The organism is Paenibacillus sp. 1011MAR3C5 (assembly GCF_003591485.1).
Lineage (GTDB): Bacteria > Bacillota > Bacilli > Paenibacillales > Paenibacillaceae > Pristimantibacillus.
On sequence record NZ_QZCF01000015.1, the window covers coordinates 53024 to 70527 of the forward strand.

Annotated in this window: 14 protein-coding genes, 6 tRNA genes and 1 rRNA gene; 1 reads left to right on the plus strand and 20 read right to left on the minus strand. The window is 50.3% G+C overall.

Features of this window, described 5'->3' with window-relative positions; all coding sequences use genetic code 11:
• Positions 1 to 44 precede the first annotated feature (44 nt).
• From hprK to D3P07_RS26330, 5 genes are all read right to left on the minus strand, one after another.
• The gene (gene hprK, locus D3P07_RS26310) at positions 45 to 983 is read right to left on the minus strand and encodes an HPr(Ser) kinase/phosphatase (RefSeq protein WP_119803948.1); all 939 of its coding nucleotides are present in this window, start codon (positions 981 to 983) and stop codon (positions 45 to 47) included.
• A 126-nt stretch (positions 984 to 1109) separates the two neighbouring features.
• Entirely contained in the window at positions 1110 to 2594 is a 1485-nt protein-coding gene (locus tag D3P07_RS26315) for a DUF4179 domain-containing protein (protein ID WP_119803950.1), read from the minus strand.
• The gene (locus tag D3P07_RS26320) at positions 2557 to 3117 is read right to left on the minus strand and encodes a sigma-70 family RNA polymerase sigma factor (protein ID WP_119803952.1); all 561 of its coding nucleotides are present in this window, start codon (positions 3115 to 3117) and stop codon (positions 2557 to 2559) included. The genes D3P07_RS26315 and D3P07_RS26320 overlap by 38 nt, the downstream gene beginning before the upstream one ends.
• Positions 3118 to 3256: 139 nt before the next feature.
• On the minus strand, positions 3257 to 4378 hold the full coding sequence (locus D3P07_RS26325; protein WP_119803954.1) for an ABC transporter ATP-binding protein: 1122 nt from the start codon (positions 4376 to 4378) through the stop codon (positions 3257 to 3259).
• 89 nt (positions 4379 to 4467) lie between these two features.
• On the minus strand, positions 4468 to 5607 hold the full coding sequence (locus D3P07_RS26330; RefSeq protein WP_119803956.1) for a PucR family transcriptional regulator: 1140 nt from the start codon (positions 5605 to 5607) through the stop codon (positions 4468 to 4470).
• A gap of 199 nt (positions 5608 to 5806) precedes the next feature.
• On the opposite strand from D3P07_RS26330, the gene ssuE reads away from it, so the two are divergent.
• Positions 5807 to 6370, plus strand: coding sequence for an NADPH-dependent FMN reductase (ssuE, locus tag D3P07_RS26335; protein ID WP_119803958.1), 564 nt, complete (start codon positions 5807 to 5809; stop codon positions 6368 to 6370).
• Between the two features lie 155 nt (positions 6371 to 6525).
• Here ssuE and D3P07_RS26340 read toward each other — a convergent pair whose 3' ends face one another.
• The 15 genes from D3P07_RS26340 to D3P07_RS26410 form a co-directional block, all read right to left on the minus strand.
• Complete coding sequence (locus D3P07_RS26340) at positions 6526 to 8763, minus strand: DUF4434 domain-containing protein (protein WP_119803960.1); 2238 nt, start codon at positions 8761 to 8763, stop codon at positions 6526 to 6528.
• Between the two features lie 118 nt (positions 8764 to 8881).
• On the minus strand, positions 8882 to 9811 hold the full coding sequence (locus tag D3P07_RS26345) for an ROK family protein (protein WP_182914521.1): 930 nt from the start codon (positions 9809 to 9811) through the stop codon (positions 8882 to 8884).
• Between the two features lie 5 nt (positions 9812 to 9816).
• Positions 9817 to 10527, minus strand: coding sequence for an N-acetylmannosamine-6-phosphate 2-epimerase (locus D3P07_RS26350; RefSeq protein WP_119803965.1), 711 nt, complete (start codon positions 10525 to 10527; stop codon positions 9817 to 9819).
• Positions 10528 to 10556: 29 nt separating this feature from the next.
• Positions 10557 to 11387 carry a carbohydrate ABC transporter permease gene (locus tag D3P07_RS26355; protein ID WP_119803967.1) on the minus strand — a complete coding sequence of 277 codons (831 nt, stop codon included), beginning with the start codon at positions 11385 to 11387 and terminating at the stop codon, positions 10557 to 10559.
• A gap of 1 nt (position 11388) precedes the next feature.
• Complete coding sequence (locus tag D3P07_RS26360; protein WP_119803969.1) at positions 11389 to 12285, minus strand: carbohydrate ABC transporter permease; 897 nt, start codon at positions 12283 to 12285, stop codon at positions 11389 to 11391.
• A gap of 94 nt (positions 12286 to 12379) precedes the next feature.
• Positions 12380 to 13696, minus strand: a complete 1317-nt coding sequence (locus tag D3P07_RS26365) for an ABC transporter substrate-binding protein (protein WP_119803971.1) — start codon at positions 13694 to 13696, stop codon at positions 12380 to 12382.
• Positions 13697 to 13860: 164 nt separating this feature from the next.
• Positions 13861 to 15411: a DUF4127 family protein gene (locus D3P07_RS26370; RefSeq protein ID WP_119803973.1), complete on the minus strand. Its 1551-nt coding sequence runs from the start codon at positions 15409 to 15411 to the stop codon at positions 13861 to 13863.
• Between the two features lie 112 nt (positions 15412 to 15523).
• Positions 15524 to 16393 (minus strand): MurR/RpiR family transcriptional regulator, encoded by an 870-nt coding sequence (locus D3P07_RS26375; protein WP_119803975.1) that lies wholly within the window; start codon positions 16391 to 16393, stop codon positions 15524 to 15526.
• 182 nt (positions 16394 to 16575) lie between these two features.
• Positions 16576 to 16651, minus strand: a tRNA-Lys gene (locus D3P07_RS26380).
• 13 nt (positions 16652 to 16664) lie between these two features.
• A tRNA-Tyr gene (locus tag D3P07_RS26385) sits at positions 16665 to 16748 on the minus strand.
• Positions 16749 to 16765: 17 nt separating this feature from the next.
• Positions 16766 to 16841: transfer RNA gene (locus tag D3P07_RS26390), tRNA-Phe, on the minus strand.
• Positions 16842 to 16858: 17 nt separating this feature from the next.
• A tRNA-Asp gene (locus D3P07_RS26395) sits at positions 16859 to 16935 on the minus strand.
• A gap of 75 nt (positions 16936 to 17010) precedes the next feature.
• A tRNA-Val gene (locus D3P07_RS26400) sits at positions 17011 to 17086 on the minus strand.
• Between the two features lie 3 nt (positions 17087 to 17089).
• Positions 17090 to 17166, minus strand: a tRNA-Met gene (locus tag D3P07_RS26405).
• Positions 17167 to 17340: 174 nt separating this feature from the next.
• Positions 17341 to 17504 (minus strand): 23S ribosomal RNA (locus D3P07_RS26410); the annotation flags it as partial.

The window sequence follows — 17504 nt, forward strand, 5'->3', positions numbered from 1 at the left end:
CCTCATTTCATATATTGGCTATGTGTGCGATGTTGTGTGCATGCTCAATCGTAATCATCCATATCGTCAGCAATCGTCTCGGTGAGTTTGTTCGTGAATTGCAGAGCAGCATTATAACCCATCCGCTTCAATCGGAAGTTCATGGCGGCCACTTCGATAATAACAGCCAAGTTCCGCCCCGGACGAACCGGAATGGTCACGAGCGGTATATCCGTATCAATGATGCGCGTCACTTCTTCATCCAGACCAAGACGGTCGTATTGCTTATCCTGCTGCCAGTTCTCCAGCTTGATGACAAGACCGATCCGCTTCTGCGTGCGGACAGCCCCCGCACCGAACAGCGTCATAACGTTGATGATGCCCAAACCGCGGATTTCCAGCAAGTGACGGATAAGCTCCGGCGCTGTCCCGTGCAGCTGCCCATCGGATGTCTGGCGGATCTCGACGGCATCGTCCGCTACCAGACGGTGGCTCCGCTTCACCAGTTCCAGAGCCGTCTCGCTCTTGCCGATTCCGCTGCCTCCCGTAATCAGCATCCCGACGCCGTATACGTCGACCAGAACGCCGTGAATGGTAGCGGTCGGCGCCAGCTTATGCTCCAGGAAGTCCGTAATGCGGCTGGAGAGAATCGTCGTAGCCGTATTGCTGCGCAGCACAGGCACCTGCATCGCATTCGACTGCTCGATAAGCTCCTTAGGCGCTTCGAGTCCGCGAGTCAGAATAATACACGGCGTGTCCTCGTTACACAGGCGAACCATGCGGTTCTTCCTCTCCTCGCTGTCCAGCATGTTGAGGAATGATATTTCGGTACGTCCAAGCAGCTGTACCCGCTCGCTCGGGAAGTAATGGAAGTAGCCTGCCATCTCCAGTCCCGGACGGTATAAGTCATCTACAGTAATATTGCGTTTAAGTCCGTCCTCGCCTGCTACAATCTCCAGCTGGAACTGCCGGACGAGCTCTGATACTTTCACTTTTTTCGGCACGGTATGGACCCCCTTCATCTGCGCGCAAGCTTGATCTGTCCGTATGTACATCAATTTTCCCAATGTCTTCATCGTAATGCAAAAAGACGCCGAACGCAACGTTTCCCGCCGCGCGGCGCCCCTGCTTTATTTGATTGGGACTGATATGTCTTGCAGAACATAACCTTGATATTGGTAGACGTCAAAGGTTAACGGCTGGACATAGTCTTCATTCGGGATATGGTAATAGTACATGCCTATTATCGTATCGTTGCTGGCTCGTATTCCTGTAAAGTTGTTATTCCGGCTATCCCCATATTTCAATGGATAAACCTGACCTGAGGCATCGCGGAACGTTCCGTCAAATTTGAATAGGCTATAGGCTCTCATACCGCCTCCAGGAATTTCATCCTGCAGCATTTCAAAATTGAAATCAATCGCATCATCCCACTTTACAACTTCTGATAACGATAATCTTTCGTCGGGTGCGCTGATCATCAACTCTTTTTCGGTGTCGATCACAACTTTGAGATTGCGGTCCGACATCAATACCCCTTTTGCGACCATCGTCAGCGATTTGGCCTTGTTGAAAGAACCAACTTGAAAATGTTTTCTTAATGTCGTGTCCAAATCTCCTATACCTGTTTGCGAGGTGTAGCTTCTTCCACGCTCATCCACGAGCCTTAGATCAATCAGGTCTATAAGCTGCTTGCTATTCGATGAAGGACTCTTGAAGTCTACAGTTACCTGAAGCGGCGTAATGCTTACCTCCGTAATCGTAATCCGCTGCCCCGCTACTTCAAACGTCTCATCCACCTTAAATGTCTCTTCCAGATCTGCAAATTTCTCATGGTCGATCGGCACGTTCACTTCGAGCCATTCATCCCCCAGTTGCATCATGACGCTCAGCACTTTCGGTATCGCCTCACCAGACGTAACTCGAATATCCAAATAGTCTTGTACGACACCCTTTTTTTCCGTCGCATCCCGGAAGAAATGGGAGCTTGCAGACATCGCCTGAAGATCTTCCCCGCTCCCATCCTTCAGTTTGTACGGCAGAAAAGTCATATTCTCTTCCGTAATGCCCGGTCCCTCCGCTGTATACAGAAGTACGATCCGCTGCGAATCGGCGAGAACGCCATTCACGGTAAAGGTATAGCCGTTCCTCTCATCGGATTGGTTCACAAGCTGGAAGTATTCATGGTCCAATGCGGTCATTAAGGAGCGATCATAGGATACCAATTCCACAAATCGTCCAAAACCGGGAATCTCCTTAACGATAGCGGCAAAGGCTGGCGAGATGCGGACAAAGGCCGTCAGCATGAGCATGAGACAGACAGCCGCAACTCCCATTTGCAAGCTGATTCTTTTTCTTCGATTCGTTACGCTGCGCCTGCGTCCATTAGCATGCCCATTGCGCAATGCCTGGTCTAATCGATATTCCAATTCAGACTCATGATCCAGTTGAATCTGCCTATCTACCCGTTTGCGGTCGCCTCTTAGATTGTCCAGCAGTTCAGCAAACTCAGGTTTCCCCTCCAATTCATCGAATTGTCCTGCACTCTCTTTCTTGTCTCCGTCTTGTGGATTAACCTTATCTTCTTCCCCAGCCTTCTTCCACGACTCGCTCATGATCGACGCCCTCCTTTCCCTGCTCCATCTCGCGCCGCAATTGCTTCAGTGCCTTGTGCAGCCAAGTACGAATTGTACCGTCCGGCTTTTCGAGCAACTTGGCTATTTCCATTACGGTCATATCCCGATAATATTTCAGCACGACGACCATACGATATCGCGGCGGCAGCTTCGCAATCTGTTCTGCCATCCCGATGCGCTCGATCGTTCGGTCCGAATCAGCCGCCCGTTCTAATCTTTCATTGGGAGACGGCTGCTCCCGCTTCCGTTTCTTCCGCTCATCCATACAGACATGGATTAAGATTCGTATCATCCATGTTGCGAAATATCTCGGCTCCCGGAGGCTTCGCCGCTTCATCCAGACGCGGCATACCGTCTCCTGCACGGCTTCCAGCGCATCCGCTTCGTTGCGCATATAGGCATAGGCAATTCCGTACATTTTGCCCTTCTCCCTCTCTATTCGCTCCAGCAACGCTTCATCGTCTTTGCGCAGATCCGCGTCATTGTGTTCATCATGCCCCATTGCTTCCCCCCGCCCTGCCTTGCTGCCATCTTTGTATGTATTAGACCGTTCAACTCCGCAAACGGTTTTCCTATATTGAAAAAATAAAATAAAAAAGAGCCTCCGGAATGAACCGGAGACTCCTTGTTATAATCAGCTATTAGTTCTCGAAAATGTTCAGTTCTGTCTCTTTGTCGAACAGGTGAACCTTGTTCATGTCCAGAGCCAGCTTCACGCTTGCGCCGTCGCGGATTGCGGAACGGCCGTCAACGCGTGCGATAACCGTGTCGGAACCGATACCGTTCAGGTACAGGTACATTTCGTGACCAAGGTTCTCAGCAACCTCAACGTTCGCGTTCACGATCGAGTTAGGGGATGCTTCCAGGAATACAGGCTCTTCATGAATGTCCTCAGGACGTACGCCCATGATGACTTCTTTGCCGATGTAGCCTTTGGAACGAAGCGTAGCCGCTTTGCCTTCTGGTACAGAAACGTCAACGCCAGCCGCTTTGAAGCGTACAGCGCCGCCTTGCTCGGACAGTGTGCCTACAATGAAGTTCATCGATGGAGCGCCGATGAAACCTGCTACGAAGATGTTCTTCGGATTGTTGTACAGTTGCTCCGGAGAATCTGTTTGTTGAATGAAGCCGTCTTTCATAACGACGATACGATCGCCCATTGTCATGGCTTCGATCTGGTCATGCGTTACGTAGATTGTTGTTGTTTCCAGACGCTTAGTCAGTTTGCTGATTTCCGCGCGCATTTGGCCGCGAAGTTTAGCATCAAGGTTGGAAAGCGGTTCGTCCATCAAGAATACTTGAGGTTCGCGGACGATCGCACGGCCCAAGGCAACGCGCTGACGCTGACCACCGGAAAGTGCTTTTGGCTTACGGTCAAGCAAATGCTCGATATCAAGAATTTTAGCAGCTTCACGAACGCGTTTGTCGATGTCTGCTTTTTTGAATTTACGAAGTTTAAGACCGAATGCCATGTTTTGGTACACGTTCATGTGCGGATACAGGGCATAGGATTGGAATACCATCGCGATGTCGCGATCTTTAGGAGCTACGTCGTTCACAAGACGGTCGCCGATGAACAATTTACCTTCCGAGATTTCTTCAAGACCTGCGATCATACGAAGAGTCGTCGATTTACCGCAACCGGATGGTCCGACCAATACGAGGAATTCTTTGTCCTGGATGTCTAGGTTTACATCGGTTACAGATGCTTTGTCCGAACCCGGATATTTTTTGTAAATGCCTTCTAAGCGTACGCCTGCCATGATCAATTTCCCCCTAAAAAAGAATTTCGATATGCATCTATCTTATCCCACAGGGAGACAGATGACTATGCACATACCTTACAAAAAATTTAATTCCTTTTCGTAACTTTGTACAATAGCAAAATAATCTTCACGAGAACGGCATCCCGAAACTGCCGTACGTCCAGTCCTGTCTCCTGCTTCAGCTTGTCCAGCCGGTAGAGGAGCGTATTGCGGTGAATATACAGCTTCTTGGCCGTCTCGCTGACATTGCAATCGAGGGAGAAGAAGGTGTCCAGCGTGCTGAGCATCTCCGCTTCGACGAACAGATCCGCCCGCTTCAGCGACTGCTCCAAATACTTGGACCGGTTCGACTCAGGAATCGCATTAAGCAGTCTCTCCAGCTGAAGCATCCAAGGAAGATGAATGTTCGTTCCGACATGGAACTTGCGGCCCAGATGGATCGTCTCCCGCATTGTAATCGCCGCCTCGACCATCCCCTTCGCCGGAGATATAGGATGCGTAACGGCCAGATGACATTCGCCCAGCCATTCGCTTGCCAGCATCTCATGGAGGCCGATCGCGATGGAAGCCAAGCTGTCTTCCATCGTTTCTTCCTCTGCGAGCTCGTGCATCTCCGCGTCTTCATCCTTCAACAGCGACATCGGCCCCCATATAAGCCATTCTCGGCTCTTGAGCGGAATTAACAAGATATCGTCTGAGAGAAAGGAGCGCAGCAGCTTCTCAAGCTCCGGATAGGCATCTTGCTTGACGCTGGATTGCTCGGCTACAAGCAGGAACGGAATCATATCATGATACAAGCGGTTGCCGACTGTCAGATGATCAGGCAGCGAATAGACCGGCTCTTCCGATTCAAGCTGCTTCTGCAGCCATTCTCCCAGCTTGAACGCCAGCTTCTCAGATTCCGAGGCGCCCGTGTCTTCATGCTGCTTCGATACGCTGGATGCATGCCGCAAGGACCAACTGATCAGCTCCTTATCCTTCGTATCCATATCGCGCGCTTCCATCTCCAGGACGGACATCTGCTTCTGACTGATCTCCGCGACCATCCACAGCTTTCCGTCATGTTCGATCCAATTCCCTGCCGATACGATACCGTCCAAGAATGGTTCAGAAGCCGCTTCCGCCCCTTCGGCAGCCGCTTTCCATTCTGCCGCGTTCATAGTCAATACCGCTAACGGCCTGTTCATAATACGTTCCAGAGGCTTTACCCATTCATATGTGCTCATTTAAGTTCCACTCCCATGAAATTAAGCGCTCTTTTTCGTCCATTTTATCATATCATTCTGCTGCATTCAGCCTCGTCCGGCGTTTGACCGGATCAGCCATTCATGGTACTCTTTTACAAAGAAAACTTATCGGATAAGACCGCTATTTCTGACTGCTCATACGTGTATACGTGCTTACTATAAAGGAGATGCATCTTTCATGTCCAATTCTATTGTAATCATATCTGGAAGTCCGAACGCAACATCGCGTCTGAACGGAATTGTAGACTTCATTAGAAGAGAGCTTGATCTGAAGGGCTACCCGTCGAAGATGATTACGGTCGTAACCTTGCCGGCGGAAGACCTGGTCCATTCCCGCTTCGGCAGCCCGGCGATTGTAGAGGCCAATAGACTGGTAGAGGAAGCGTCGGCTGTCATTATTGCCAGCCCGGTATACAAGGCTTCCTATACAGGCGTATTGAAATCCTATATTGATCTGCTGCCTCAGAAGGGATTGGAGGGCAAGCTCGTATTGCCATTGTTCATTGGCGGTACGCTCGCGCATCTGCTGTCCATCGATTATTCCCTCAAGCCAGTACTGGCATCCATGGGCGCACGCCACTTCATCAAGGGCATCTATGCTACGGATAACCAAGTGAACCGCATTCAGGATGGCAGCAGCGAAACCAAGTTTGAGATCAACGAAGAGCTTACCGAAAGACTGCAAGCTTCGGCGCAAGAGCTGATCGAAGAACTGACACTGCGCAGCCGCACTGTTCAATAATGAAATGATAGAAGCTGCTCAACGAGTCCACGCGACTCATGAGCAGCTTCTTTTTTTACGCGCGTTTTCGAAACTCTTCCAATCAGACCATTCTTATGCGTGCATCTAAAACATTTCATTAATAGCGCATATAGTTCGGGGTAAGGAGCAAACGATTAGCTGCGAGCCTGAATCTCATCGATGAATGTCCATGCGCTGCTCGCCGGGACGACTTCCACTTTGACATAGCGGCCGGACACGCCGGACAGCCCGGTCACACGATAAGTTTTAGTCTGATCGGAGCTGCTGACTGCAGGCTTCTCGACCGTTCCGGCATTCGTAAAGGTGATATTGTCGCTGGACACGGAGAACCGCACTTCCTTGGGCAGCAGCACATAAACGGATTTCACTTGCAGGAAGTTGGCATTCAATTCGCTGATCGTGCGTACTTGCCCCAAATCAATGACAAAGCTATAAGGGCTTGCGGTATTGCGGCCTTGCCAAGCTCCGTCTACATAAGACGCCGAGCCATAAGCTCCATTCGTGAGCTCCGTGCCGCCCGAATCCGGATAAGCGGCATCCGCAGGCATCGACGAAGCGTAGGACCTTCCTGCAGACCAATTATTCGGATAAGTCGTTCCTGCCGGAGTTGTTACGGATACTGACGATGACAGAGCAGACAGATTGCCTGCCGCGTCGAACGCACGCACGGCATACGTATACGAGATTCCCGGCGTCAGTTGTTTATCGACAAAGCTTGCAGCCGCGGTATAGTCGGCATAAACTAGCTCACTGTTACGGTATATTTGATAGCCCACTACCCCGGTATTGTCTGTCGAGCTGCTCCAGTTCAGGTTCACCGTCATCGCATCGGCGGCCGTTGCCGTTAGTCCTGATGGTGTCGTTGGAGCCGCCGAATCCATGACGCCAGTAGCTACATAGTCAGCGTAGGTCTCATAGTACAACGGATTAACGGTCTGAGGACTCATGTAATGGTTGAAGCTGAAGCTCGTATAATGGCTGACATACGGCTCCACCGCCAGCATATTGTCCAGCATAAGCTGCATATCCATCGGCCTGAAGTCCGTATTGAACGTCTCCGTATCCGCCCAAAGCGCCGTGCCCGGGCTCGAAGCGGTGATGGCATTTTTCGTCGCAGCAAACCAGCTTGCCAGATCGGATGTTACCGCATGACCGGCTCCGATACCGTCCTGCAAGGCAAGGATGTCGATGTCTGTACGGCTCAGAATGTAATTCCACATTGTCTGCCAGCCGGACGGATTCAACCCGCCTGATACATTGTAGAACGGCGAGATCATAATCGGAAGCCCTGGGGACACTGTATGGGCTACCGTCGTGACATCATTATAGAAGTCCGCCATGCGCTGCCATGAAGCGGCGTCAGGCAAGTTCCAATTGTCTACCTCGAAGCTTAAATACCAGCCCTTGAAGGAGTCATAGCTGCTGTATTGGTTCCACAAATCCTCGATTAACTCGCTGGCTATGCCCGCTTCTTCATCCAGCCATGCCACATTATTCGTATAATTGGCGAACCATTCATGATTAAGCTGAAGACCGATGTAGATATCGAGGCCGTATTCCTCACCCATCTGCAGCGCCTTCGCGACAACGTCTTGCGATGTCTCTTGAGTGAGGCCCGTTACGGTCGTCGGGTAGACAGCAGTTCCGAACTCCGTATTCGCCGACCACTGCAGAATCAGATGATCCATGCCGACTTCCTTCATATACTGGAATTCATCTTCCCACTGCGTGTTGCTCCACTGGTCGCCAAGCTCCGGCTGCAGGAACGAGCCGTTTAATTTCAGTACATTCGCAGGGGCAGGCTCTGCCTCCAGCACTTTCCACTCGTCCACGAAAGACCAGCTGCCCGGTGTGCCGGATACTGTCATCTTCACATACCGAGCCGTTGCAGGCGCTGCGGAATCGCATGAATAAGTCAAACGCACGATATCGCTGCCCGCTCCCTGCTGGCCTACGGAACACGCCGGCTGATAAACGGCATTATCTGCGGAGTAGCTGTATTCCACACTCGTTGGAGCAGGAATGCCGCCTCCCGCATACTTGAAGAATCCGGCCTCGAACCGCTGGAATGTCTGCGCTGCTCCCAGATCAACGGTGAAGGAATAGCTGCCCGGTGTGAGCCTGCCTTGCCATGCGGCATCGGCAAGCAGCGGCGCTGCTGTGATACCGTCCGTCAGCTCTACACCTCCGCTATCCGGGTAGGAGGCATTCGCTGCCATACTGGAAGCGTAGCTTTTCCCGGCGATCAGATTGGCGCCTGCTGCGACAGCCCTCTCAAGCCCTAGAGGGTTAAACCATACGACAATCATCGTCAAGCACAATACTTTGATCATCTGAACCCTTGCACTTCGCAACCATAAATCCTTCTTCATGAATCGATCTCTCCTTTGAATTAGGATGGTTCGATCCAGCTAGAAAATTCGGATGTATCTATCATGAAGCCAATACTGATTCTCAGGCATAGATCCGTATGAGGATACGAACTAACGGTTATCGCTTCAAGGCGGCTAGAGCAGCCCCAACTACTCCGGCATGTCGTCCCAGCTGTGCAGCGACGACAGCCACTGGCTCGGGCTGCTGATACACGGGCATGACTTGTCGGTTCAACAGCGTCTGAATTCGCTCAAGCAAGAATGTACCCTGTCCAGCCACAATGGCTCCGCCCAGAACGATAGCTGATGGATTGTAGATATGGATGAGACCGGTCAGACCGGCCGCTACATATTCGCAATATTGAGTCACGATGGATAACGCTCTGATGTTGCCTTCTCTTGCATATTGGAACAGCGTCTCGGGTTCTTCCCAAGGGCCGCCCGTCCATTCCTCATAAGCCAGCTTCTTCAGCCCCGTCACGGATGCATAAGACTCCCAGCAGCCCCGATTGCCGCAGCTGCATTCGCGGCCGCCCATGGAGACGATCATATGACCGAACTCGCCGGCATAGCCTTCTCTTCCGCCATAGACACGGCGGTCGCTAACCCAGCAGCCGCCTACTCCGGTGCCAAGCGCTACGCACAGGAAGTCTTCCCATTCCTGTCCCGCTCCTATCCAGGCTTCTCCAATCGCAATCATATTAACATCGTTGTCGACCACGACGGGAAGTCCTGTCTCTCTGCCGATACGCTCACCAAGCGGCATACCCGCCCATCCGGGCAGGGTTGCCGTTGCGCCCATTACGATGCCGCTTGCACGTTGGACTTGGCCCGCGGTACCGATGCCCACGCTATCCAGCGCTATATTCAAATCCGTAGAAGACTGCACCGCCTGCTCCGCAATAGCGGACAGCTTGTTCAGCAGCTCATCCGGTCCCCGCTCCGATTCGGTAGGCACGAGTCCCTCCAGCAGCACCTCACCATCTTCTGCGACGATGCCCCATTTGATATTCGTGCCTCCCAGATCGATTCCTACTGCGGAACGCATCTGCTTCATTCCTTTCCGACAAGCTCGGGTCTTTGGGTGAGCCCGTCTACGAATTTCTTTGTAATCGCCTCTGGCCGCGTGATGGCGCTGCCGATCACGACTGCGTGCGCGCCAAGCAGCAGACATTGGCAAGCTTGTTCTGGCGACTGGATTCTGCCTTCGGCGAAGACCGGTATTGTTGCCCGTCGCGCCAGCTCTTCGACCAGGTTGAAATCCGGTTCTTTCTGTTGAGGCGAATATTCCGTATACCCCGATAGTGTCGTGGAAATGATATCGAACCCCATTACTTCCGCCTGCAAGCCTTCATCGAGCGTAGAAACATCCGCCATTAACAAGCAATGCGGATACTCAGATCGTAGCAACTTAACAATGTCAGCGAGACTTTCCCCTCCCGGCCGTCGGCGTGATGTTGCGTCAATCGCAATGATATCAGCACCCGCCTCGGCAACGGCAATCGCTTCTTTGTAGGTTGGGGTAATATAAACCTGCGAATCGTCATAGCGTGCCTTCCATATCCCGATGATCGGAAGTGCGAGAGATTCCTTAATCGCTGCAATATCCGCCGGCGAATTGGCGCGTATGCCGACTGCCCCGCCCTCCCGGGCAGCGACAGCCAGCTTCGCCATCGTATCGGAGCCGTACAGCGGCTCCCCTGCATATGCCTGACAGGAGACGATTAACCCGCCACTCAGAGCTTGTATTAGGTCCTTATTCATATAGGTTACACTCCTTACGTACGGAAACATCAGCCTTTGATTCCTGTCAAAGTAATACCTTCGATAAATTGCTTTTGTGCAAAAAAGAACATAATGATCAGAGGCAGGGTGAACAGAGCCGAAGCCGCCATCAACAATCCCCACTCCGTGTAATGCTCAGCCAAGAAAGCTTGCAAGCCCAGCGTTAGCGTGTACATATCCGCATTGTTCAGATACAGCAGCGGCCCCATAAAGTCAGACCATGTATACAGGAACGTGAAGATCGCGACGGCTGCAAGAGCCGGACGACAAAGCGGAAGAATCATCGTCACATAGATACGTGACTCGGATGCGCCATCAATGCGCGCTGCCTGGATAATGGTATCCGGGATGGACATAAAGAACTGTCTAAGCAAGAAAATATAAAGCGGCGCTCCCGTGAATGTCGGGATAATGAGCGGCCAGTAGCTGCCGGTCAATCCAAGATCCTTGAAGATCATATAGATCGGAATCATCGTTACCTGGAATGGCAGCAGCATGGTCGCAATCACAATCGGGAAGATCCACTTGCGCCCGCTCCACTCAATCTTTGTAATGGAATAGGCCACAAGCGGCGCAGCGAACAATTGTCCTACAACACTCGCGAGCGTAACGAGCAATGTGTTCAAGAAGTATTTTGCAAACGGGATGATCTCGAATACATCCTTGTAGTTGCTCCATTGGAACGCCTCTGGCCATATCGTTAACGGGAAGGTCGATATTTCCTCCAGCGACTTAAGCGATGTCAGCAGCATCCAGATGAACGGCGCCAGGAAGGCAATCCCGATCACGACCAGAATGCTATGGACGGGCAGGCTTTTTTTAAGTTTGATTGTCCTCATCTTATTCGCCTCCGTAGGTGACCCATTTTTTCGAAGAACGGAAGATGAGCCATGTAATAATGCCAGCTATGATGAACAAGATCCATGCCATAGCGGAAGCTTTGCCCATTTTGAAGTAAATAAAGGCATTGTGGTACAGGTACATCGCATACATCAAGAGCGAATTCTCAGGTCCGCCGCTGCCCGGCAGATTGAGTGCGCTGCTCGATACAACGAAATAAGCTTGTGTGAAATATTGCAGATTGTTGATCACTTGCATAATCAGCTGAAACAAAATGATCGGTGATATGGTTGGTATCGTGATGCTCCAGAATTGGCGCCACTTGTTCGCTCCGTCGATCTGGGACGATTCATACAGTGATTGCGGAACCTCCTGCAAGGAAGCCAGGAAGATAATCATCACATTGCCCGAAGCCCATAGCCCCATCATCACCAGCGAGAATTTGCTTAAGCTCGGATCTGCGAGCCAGTTCGGTCCTGGCAGTCCAACCATACTGAGCAAGTCATTGAGCAGGCCGTATTGCGGATTCAAAATCCACATCCACAGCAGCGATGTTGCTGCGAGCGGCACGATCGTCGGGATATAATACACCGTGCGGTATATCGACAAACCTCTAATTTTCGTATTAAGCAATAGTGCCACTAGTAAGGAGAAAAACAAGTTGATCGGCGTGCTTACTACCGTCAGGTACAGCGTATTCTTCACACTTTTCCAGAATAGATCGTCACCCATAAGCTCCTTGTAGTTATCGAATCCTACAAATTCAGGCGATTGAAAAATATTGAAGCTCGTAAAGCTGTAATAGAATGATGCCAATAACGGATACAGCGTAAAAGCGAGAAAGCCTAATAGCCAGGGACTCGCGAATGCTAACCCGATCCAAGTTTTTTTCTTCATGGTTGCTCCCCCTGAAGTCTACTTTCCCCAACATAAATGCTGTACCGCCTCACCTTCCGGCAAAGCGGTACACGTAAGCTGACTTCACGATTCCTTATTTCAGCAGATTGGCGGACTTGTCTTTCATTGTCTTCATTGCTTCTTCTGCAGTCTTCTTGAAGTTCACGGCAAGCTCGAATTCATCCGTAATGACTTTGCCGTAAGAGCCTTGTTCGCCGAAGGTTGGGAATGACTTCAAATTCGGATTTTTGGCTGCCTCTGCGAAAGCTTGGAAATCCGGAATGTCTTGCAGCGCCGGGTCGTCATACGCCGAAGTTCTGGCAGGCAGATTGGCGAACTTGTCGTTGAATTTCACCATGTTGTCCTTCGACATCAGCCAGCTCATGAATGCCCATGCGCCGTCCTTATTCTTCGCATTGCTTGGGATAAAGAAGGTCGATGCGCTTACTTCGCCGCCGCCAGCCAGCTCAGGCTTGCCGGCTGGCGCTGGATATGGAGCTACGCCATAGTCGATATCCTTCTTCAGCACATTCTTCACCGTATGGCCGAACCATGGTCCGTCGAAGCGGATCGCTTGATTGCCTTGTATGAACGGATCGGTCGCATCCAGATACTTCGCGGACGAGTTGAACTTCAGGACATTATCGGCGCCGAATTGCTTGCGGTAAGCCTGCATCAATTCGATCCCTTTCTTCATCCCTTCGTTATCGGGAGTCAGCGTCTTGCCGTCTTCCGAGATGAAGTCCCCACCCATGGCAAAGGCCATGCTGTTCGTGTAATACACGTTCGGGAAGTCTGGGAAGCCCATCACTTTGATTGTGCCGTCGGCATTCGTCTCGGTTGTTTTAATCGCGTATTCAAGCAACTCTTCTTCTGTCTGAGGCGGTCCGTCATAACCGGCCGCTGCCAGAAGCGCCTTGTTGTAGAACATCATGTTAAAGTTTACGTTAATCGGAAGCGCATACAGCTTTCCGTCGTATCGGCCCGAATCCAGCGCCGCTGGCACGAAGTCAGAGATATCGTAATTGTCCCGCTCGATATATTCGTCAAGCGATTCCAGCATGCCTTTCTCCACATAGGAAGCAGTGTTATTGCTGAAGTTATCCGTTACATCCGGGCCCTCTCCGCTGGAGATGGCTACGATGATCTTCTGCATATCCGGTACGGACAAGCCCTTCACTTCATATTGCTCTTGGCTAGCATTGAACTCGGAGATCAGTTCCTCTACATACTCCCCTTCAACGCCGCCCCATAGATACCAGAAGCTAACCTCTGTCTTTTTGCCGGATGAGCCGTTATTGCCTTTGTCTGTGCTGGAAGGGCTGCCATTGCTATTGCCATTCCCGCATGCGACGAGTGCTGCGGTCAGAATCAAGGCAAGCGTCGTCGTGACCCATTTTCTCTTCAACATAATTCTCTCAATCCCCCTAAGTATGAAGTAATGATGAAGTTCCTGGAGTTATTATACCTCCGGGTCAGTTGCATTGTAAAGGATATTTCCACTTTATTTTTACTTTTGGGAGGAATTCTCCAAAATTGAATAGAGGAACTCCATTTTGCAGAAGGATAACGCCATTAGCTCTGCTCGCTCTCCAGCAAGAATCCGATTTCGAACATCCGCTTCCAAGGCGTGGTTACCTTCGATATCGTTAGCGCTCCATCATACGGGATATAATCATTCGCAAAGTGCTGCAGCTGTTGTTCAATCATCTCCTCTACTTTGTCCTGTACATGTTCGATTTGGAAGTAAGAGGCCTTCAGCCCTGGCAGAAGCTCATCGGTAATATACTGGCGTACGACAGACTGATAACCCCAGTCCTCAATCAGCCGGTAGTAATAATACATACGGCTAGCCGCTTCCTTCTGCGGATCGAGCTGAGCTTGCGCACGGTTGTAGGCTGTAATGATCGCATGGGAGATGACCGTACCAAGCGCATTGCCGGATGTATTCCATGCCGCATATCCGTCCAGCTTGTCTAATAGCCCCTTTTTCGCGAGCAGCTTCATCAGAATGTCATCACCGCCATTGCACAAAGCCACATCTCCTAGTACCATTACTTTGCCAAGGCGTGCGTATCTTTCTATTGCGCTTGCGAATTCACGTATATTGACTTCAGAGAAGTAGGAATGATGACGCGCGTCATAACGATCCGTCGTCTCGGCTACAGATACTCCGCTAGCCGCAGGCGAATGGACCATCAAAAAGATATCTGGAGCTTCGAATCCATCCGCTACGTATGCGCCCGATGCTGTAATGTGATGCTTGATGCTCTCATTCAAGCTGCGGTCCTCATACTTAGGCACAATGGCAGGACCAAGCGTCGATGAGTATCTGATGTGGATTAAAGGCTCATACTGATGAATCTCGCAAAAAATGCGGCTGAACATCGTACATCCGATCTCATCCGCGCCAGGGTATACCGCTATCCGGTCAAGCAGATTGCTATGCTGAATGAGATGCACGAGGCTCCGCTGCTCCGATGATGTATAACCGTATAAGGAATTATCATCTAACGGAATAACCAGATAATCGATAACGCCTTCATCTACAAGTGATACAGAGTGCTGATTCAACTGCTTATTCACTGTCCGTCTGCCTAAGAAATCATCAAATATAGTGCTCGGCACCGTATTTTCGATATGCGTTAACCGTTCCTCTTCGGCTTGATCCAATCCATCTCGCTTGCGCTTATCCATCAGCCATCCATATTCATATAGCTCCCGGCCGTAATCAGCGTAATAATCAGGCTCTTCCTCACTGCTCGAATAAGCAGGCGCTCTTGTAATGAGATGGAAGGCATACAGCTTTAAGGACGGATTAGCTGACTTAATAACTCGCAATACACTCATTCGTCGCTCCAGCTCTGCCAGGTCTAATTGATGAAGCCTGGAAGGTACAATGCCCCCATAGAGAAGCATATCGATACTGACCAACGCATAGTCTGCGTCGTCTGCTTCCTTAACCAGCCACTGGGCTACAGCCTCAGTATTTGCAGGTTGTTTCTTATCACCGAGCATAGACCGGCTGGGCACAGCCATTTGAAGATCTGTCATTCCTGCCAAGTAAAGCGGGTAATCATAATTGCAAGGTCTTTCATCCAAAGGTACGTATACAATCTTGTTCATAAGATGTGCTCACTCCTGTTCGTTAATAAAAAATCCATACGCCCAAAGGTACGCATGGATAAATTTTTCACATTCATATTATAGTACGGAGAATTACTCCATTACAATCTTTTTAATAAATTTTATGAACAACAGCCATTGAGGTTTTCTCCAAAGCATCATATGCCTTCGTCCGGTAACGGATTGCCGTTGCTGTAGTCAGAATATCAAGGACGTGAATTTGCGATAGCTTGGACGAGAATGCGCCGCCCTGCAGCGGAGTCTCCCGGGACTTGGAGAGCAGCACCACATCCGCATATTGCGTCAGAGGTGAGCGCAGATGGCTGGTTAGACAAATAAAGAAGACCGATTTTTGCTTCGCAATTTTGACGGCGTCCACAATATCCTTCGTACTGCCGGAAGTTGATACGGCAAACAATACATCGCCTTCTTCCATCAGAATAGCATTCATCGCCATAATATGCGGGTCAGTTACGACCTCGGTATTATACCCCAGTCTCATAAAACGGTACTTGCCATCCATAGCGGTATTGGCCGACGATCCTACCCCGAAGAAGTACAGCTTCTTCGACTTTCCAATCGCATCGATTGCCTTCTCCATCTGTTCCATGTCGAGAAGATTAAGTGTATTTTCGATTGACTTCGTATTTTCCGCCGTTATTTTAGCTGCGATATCATGAAGATTATCAGATTCATCAATTTGACTATGCACATTTTTAATCGGAACGACCAAATCTTGAGCCAACGCCAGCTTGAATTCTTGATAGCCCTTAAAACCGATTTTGCGGCATAAGCGCAAAACCGAGGTTTCCCCCACTCCTGCCATCTCGGCTAAGTCTGTTAATGTCACATATACGACCGCTTCCGCATCCTTGCGAATGACATCCGCGATTTTCTTCTCTGTCTTGGTCAGCGATTCGTAGATGCTGGATATCACTAATAAGGTATTGGCACCTTCGGAGAAACCTTTAAGCTTGGACATTTCATACACTCCTCAAATTGAAGAAATATTCCACTTTATAGAATAATAATAGACTTTCGCTCCATAAGTTTCAAGTATAATCAACTGACAAATAAAAAAGCCCCTTCAAGAGGGGCCATACAAATAAAAAAAGAGAGAATGCTCTCTCTGTTCGATGAATTGTTCAGTTTTCGTAAAAAAACTGGTGAGCCATGTAGGACTCGAACCTACGACACCCTGATTAAAAGTCAGGTGCTCTACCAACTGAGCTAATGGCTCTCAAAAAAGAAAGTGGTGGAGGATGATGGATTTGAACCACCGAACCCGAAGGAAGAGATTTACAGTCTCCCGCGTTTGGCCACTTCGCTAATCCTCCATGTTGCTTAGAAAAAGTGGTGGCTCGGGACGGAATCGAACCGCCGACACGAGGATTTTCAGTCCTCTGCTCTACCGACTGAGCTACCGAGCCTTACCTTATTCAAAAAATGGCGGAGCTGACGGGATTCGAACCCGCGGTCTCCTGCGTGACAGGCAGGCATGTTAGGCCTCTACACCACAGCTCCAAGCTAATATGGGGTCCCCGGAAAGTAATCGGTATAAGCTACAAAGCTTAGCTTCACTTTTTTGGGGTGTATTGATGGTGGAGGATGACGGGATCGAACCGCCGACCCTCTGCTTGTAAGGCAGATGCTCTCCCAGCTGAGCTAATCCTCCATATGGTAGCGGCGAAGGGGATCGAACCCCCGACCTCACGGGTATGAACCGTACGCTCTAGCCAGCTGAGCTACACCGCCACATGTCCCCGAAAATGTCGCTTGCAGCGCTCGGGGTCGCTAACAAGGTCAGGAAATGACATAGCCAAATGCCATGTGCAACTGATATTCTTCAGACGAAGCTTGTCCATCCGGAGAAAAAAATTGCGCCCTGAAAACTGGATACGAAAGTAACTGTTGAATCATCCTTAGCAGTAGGATAAGCCCTCGACCGATTAGTATTCGTCAGCTACACACATTGCTGTGCTTCCACCCCGAACCTATCAACCTCGTCGTCTTCAAGGGGTCTTACTAATTGGGAAATCTCATCTTGAGGGGGGCTTCACGCTTAGATGCTTTCAGCGCTTATCCCGTCCGTA